General features: G+C 57.5%; 2 protein-coding genes and 1 pseudogene. 2 read left to right on the forward strand and 1 reads right to left on the reverse strand.

Annotated elements, in window-relative coordinates; translation table 11 throughout:
• Positions 1-514 precede the first annotated feature (514 nt).
• Together ltrA and QPK32_RS26360 are read left to right on the forward strand one after the other, a co-directional pair.
• Complete coding sequence (gene ltrA, locus QPK32_RS26355) at positions 515-1756, forward strand: group II intron reverse transcriptase/maturase (RefSeq protein WP_290415746.1); 1242 nt, start codon at positions 515-517, stop codon at positions 1754-1756.
• A gap of 191 nt (positions 1757-1947) precedes the next feature.
• A pseudogene (locus QPK32_RS26360) lies at positions 1948-2418 on the forward strand (IS3 family transposase); the annotation flags it as partial.
• 191 nt (positions 2419-2609) lie between these two features.
• Here the strand turns inward: QPK32_RS26360 and QPK32_RS26365 are convergent.
• Positions 2610-4190 carry an isocitrate lyase gene (locus tag QPK32_RS26365; protein ID WP_290415747.1) on the reverse strand — a complete coding sequence of 527 codons (1581 nt, stop codon included), beginning with the start codon at positions 4188-4190 and terminating at the stop codon, positions 2610-2612.
• Positions 4191-4722: the final 532 nt, after the last annotated feature.

Raw genomic sequence — 4722 nt, forward strand, 5'->3', positions numbered from 1 at the left:
AGTGTGCCGCAGCAAGCGGCGTAGGAGATGAGGGTAGGCCCCTCGCAATCGGCTTGCAGGAGCGGGTTGCAAACCACCATGAGCGGCATTGGTCAAAAGCCCTTGTCGTGAGCGTCATGGAAAAGGCGCCATCAGGCGTCAGGTATGGATTAGGAAGACGAACAACCGTGAACTGCCGTTCAAGTGTCGAAAGTACTCAGACGACATCAAAACCGGGGAGTGATGTTGCCCCGCGATCAGTCTGGCCGTTACCTGCTTACGGGCCAGGCGGTGTCCGGCATAGAGGCAGCGTCAGCCTAGTTCGGGCTCTTACGTCGAACTGCGGGAACCTTCGGTGGCGATGTAAAGCGAAAGGCACAAGCTCGAAAGGCAAGGCCGATAATAGCGATGCGCCACCAAGGGACGGAGCAGCTCGTAGTAGTGATGAAGCCGCTGTAATGGCGGTGGAGCGAAGGGGCTGCGTTATCCCGGCATCGAACTGCGCCAACCGCGACAGCGGGAGGAGCGCTGCTTGATGACCAAGCCGTACGACATTCCCAAGGCGCTCATCTGGGAAGCCTATCAATATGTCAAAGCGAATGGAGGATCAGCGGGTATCGATCACGAATCGCTGGAGCAGTTCGAAAGTCATCTAAGCGGCAACCTGTACAAGCTCTGGAACCGCATGTGTTCCGGTAGCTATTTTCCGCCGCCTGTCAAAGGCGTGCCTATTCCGAAGAAGTCTGGCGGTGTACGTATGCTTGGAGTGCCGACAGTCGCGGACAGGGTGGCGCAAACGGTGGTCAAGCGCTTGCTCGAGCCGGTCATTGATCCGGTGTTTCATGAGAACTCGTACGGATATCGACCCGGGCGTTCCGCTCACGATGCGGTCGCCATCGTCCGTCGGCGCAGTTGGCAGTACGACTGGGTGGTTGAATTCGACATCAAGGGGCTCTTCGATAACATCGACCATGAGCTGCTTCTAAAGGCGTTGAGGAAACACTGCCAGACGCCATGGGTTCTTCTATACGTCGAGCGTTGGCTGAAAGCGCCAATGCAGACGCCGGAAGGAACCTTGGTGGAACGGACGCGTGGCACCCCGCAAGGCGGCGTCGTCAGTCCTTTGCTTGCCAATCTGTTTCTGCACTATGCATTCGACAGTTGGGTACGGCGTCATCTGCCGAGCGTGCGCTTTTGTCGCTATGCCGATGACGGTGTCGTCCACTGCCGAAGTCTGGCGCAGGCCAAGTTCGCCTTGGCAAAGATCGACGAGCGATTCCGGCAGTGCGGACTTGAACTGCATCCAGAGAAAACCCGAATCGTGTACTGCAAGGATGTCAATCGGGCCGGAGACTACCCATGTGTTCAGTTCACGTTCCTCGGCTATACATTTCGGCCGCGTAAGGCGGTCGACAAATATGGTCGGGTCTACGTAAACTTCGCACCAGCCGTCAGCCGTGACGCACTCAAGACAATGCGCCAGACGATACGCGGGTGGCACCTCCAGCTCAAATGCGACAAGAGCTTGGCCGATCTGTCGGCTATGTTCAATCCGATACTCCGGGGATGGCGACAGTATTACGGTCGATTCTATGAGTCGGCCATGTCACCTGTGTGGCGGCATGTGAATGGCTACCTGACGCGCTGGATGATGCGCAAGTACAAGCACCTCGCTCGGCATAAAACCCGAGCAGGCCGCGCCCTCGGGCGACTTGCGCGGCAGTTTGAAAGTGCATTCGTGCACTGGAGATCGGGATATGTTCCATCGGCCGGATGATGGGAGCCGGATGAGCTGAGAGGCTCACGTCCGGTTCTGAGAGGGGCCGTGGGTGAAATTCCCACGGTCTACTCACCCCNGGAGATCGGGATATGTTCCATCGGCCGGATGATGGGAGCCGGATGAGCTGAGAGGCTCACGTCCGGTTCTGAGAGGGGCCGTGGGTGAAATTCCCACGGTCTACTCACCCCTATATTCGGACTTACGAAGGATGGCTTTACCTAGCTGCGGTGCTTGGTCTGTTTTCACGCCAAGTCATCGGATGGTCCATGAGTTCAAGGATAGACCGGGAACTGGCCATGAACGCCTTGCTGATGGCTGTCTGGCGCCGCCAGCCGACCAATACCGTGATGGTGCATTCGGACCAGGGCAGTCAATTCAGCAGCTACGACTGGCGAGATTTCCTGCAAGCGCACAACCTGGAGCAGAGTATGAGTCGGCGAGGGAACTGCCACGATAACGCTGTCGCCGAAAGCTTCTTCCAACTGCTGAAGCGGGAGCGCATTCGCCGCAAAATTTACGGAACCAGGGACGAAGCAAGGCAAGACGTCTTTGACTACATCGAGATGTTCTACAATCCGAAGCGCCGGCATGGCTTCAACGAAAAACTGTCGCCAATCGATTTTGAGAAGCGATATTTTGAACGGCTCGCGAGTGTCTAGAGAACCGTAGTCGATTCAGTATGCCCCCAGATACGTGCTCAGATTTAGCGGGATTACCGCTCCGGCGTAAGGCGGAAATATCGCGGACTGCGATAATCCATATGCCACGTTCGGGCCGAAATCGAACGCAAGAAGTTGCCGTACGCGGGCGACGATATTCAAGCCGGCGCGTCCGCCGGCCCGTCGGCTCGTCAGAACTGGTTCATGGTGTTGTGCTTGCCGGCCGCCTTCAGCGCAGCCTCGCCGCTGAAGTATTCCTTGTGGTCGTCGCCCAAGTCCGAACCGGACATGTTCTGGTGCTTGACGCAGGCGATGCCCTGGCGGAGCTCCTTGCGCTGGACACCGGCCACGTAACCCAGCATGCCCTGCTTGCCGAAGTAGTCCTTTGCCAAGTTGTCGGTCGACAAGGCCGCCGTATGGTAGGTCGGCAGCGTGATCAGGTGGTGGAAAATGCCGGCCTGGCGCGCCGCGTCTTCCTGGAAGGTGCGGATGCGCTCGTCGGCCACGCGCGCGAGCGGGTAGTCGTCGTATTGCGCGCTCATCAACTGCGAGCGTTCATAGGCGGAAACATCTTCGCCGCGGTCCTTCATGCCGTCGTACACCTGCTGGCGGAAGTTCAGGGTCCAGTTGAACGAGGGGCTGTTGTTGTACACCAGCTTGGCGTTCGGGATCACCTTGCGGATTTCCTGCACCATGCCGCCGATCTGCGCGATGTGCGGCTTCTCGGTCTCGATCCACAGCAGGTCGGCACCGTTCTGCAGCGCGGTGATGCAGTCGAGCACGCAGCGCGCCTCGCCCGTGCCTTCGCGGAACTGGAACAGGTTGCTGGGCAGGCGCCTGGGCCGCAGCAGCTTGCCCTCGCGCTGGATCAGCACATCGCCGTTGGCGAGCTGGCCGGGCGTCACTTCCTCCACGTCGAGGAAGCTGTTGTACTGGTCGCCCAGGTCGCCCGGCTCGCGCGAGTAAGCGATCTGCTTGGTCAGGCCCGCGCCCAGCGAATCGGTGCGCGCGACGATGACGCCGTCGTCCACGCCCAATTCGAGGAAGGCGTAGCGCACGGCGCGGATCTTGGCCAAGAAGTCCTCGTGCGGGACCGTGACCTTGCCGTCCTGGTGGCCGCACTGCTTTTCGTCCGACACCTGGTTCTCTATCTGGATGCAGCAGGCGCCCGCTTCGATCATCTGCTTGGCTAACAGGTAGGTGGCTTCCGCATTACCGAAGCCGGCGTCGATGTCGGCGATGATCGGCACGACGTGGGTCACGAAATTGTCAATCTTGGCTTGAATGGTTGCGCGGGCCGTGCCCTCGGCACTATCTAGCTGGCGGAACAGGCCGCCCAGTTCACACGCGTCTGCCTGGCGAAGGAAAGTGTACAGTTCCTTGATCAGCGCGGGAACCGCGGTCTTCTCATGCATCGACTGGTCGGGGAGGGGACCGAACTCCGAACGCAGGGCGGCGATCATCCAGCCCGATAGGTAGAGGTAGCGCCGTTCGGTGCCGCCGAAGTGCTTTTTAATGGAGATCATTTTTTGCTGGCCGATGAAGCCGTGCCAGCAGCCCAGCGATTGCGTGTATTGCGAGGCATCGGCGTCGTAATTCGCCATGTCGCGGCGCATGATGCTGGCGGTGTAGCGGGCGATATCGAGCCCGGTCTTGAAGCGGTTCTGTGCGCGCATGCGGGCCGCGGATTCGGGATTGATGGCATCCCAACCGCTGCCGTTACGCTGCTTGAGAGTGTTAATCGCTTGAACGTCAGTGTGGTACTCGGACATGTAAGACTCCATGAAGATGAATCGAATGGGTTGTATTTCGTCGTTAATTCCGCCAGAAGCAAAAGCTCATCGCTTGGGGTTAATGATACGGGACCATCCGTCATCCATCTTATGTCTTACATAAGACATAAAAGTTATTCTTAGCTATAAAAATCAAGCACTTGGAGAACTGATTTCATACTGTGAAAATACGTTTTGCAAATCAAAATTTCGGAGCTGTCCCCCTTTACGCCTTGATCTCACATTGTGAGACGACATTCAGTTGGGTGAAAACGATGCATAACCGATTAGTCGCGCACGTTGCCTTCTCGTCTTGAGTGTCTTGATAGCCTTTGAACGCCCGTTAATCGACAAGGCGTGCCCCATTTTTTAAGGCATGTCCAAAGGCGACTCCTGCGATGCCAAAACATCGCTATTTTTGTATTGCAGCCGTCGTCTATACTAATTCTTCATCCGACAAACAAGCAGGACAAGACGACGTATAGGCGGTTTGAACCGCCCCGGATTTTGTAGAGGCTCCATTGTTTGAGAA

Origin of the sequence: Massilia sp. YIM B02763 (genome assembly GCF_030412015.1) — a bacterium.
Classification (GTDB): domain Bacteria; phylum Pseudomonadota; class Gammaproteobacteria; order Burkholderiales; family Burkholderiaceae_D; genus Telluria.

Bases quoted from the DNA above. Each gene is read 5' to 3' on its own strand.
- ltrA (WP_290415746.1), top strand. From the start codon at position 515: ATGACCAAGCCGTACGACATTCCCAAGGCGCTCATCTGGGAAGCCTAT.
- QPK32_RS26365 (WP_290415747.1), bottom strand. From the start codon at position 4,190: ATGTCCGAGTACCACACTGACGTTCAAGCGATTAACACTCTCAAGCAG.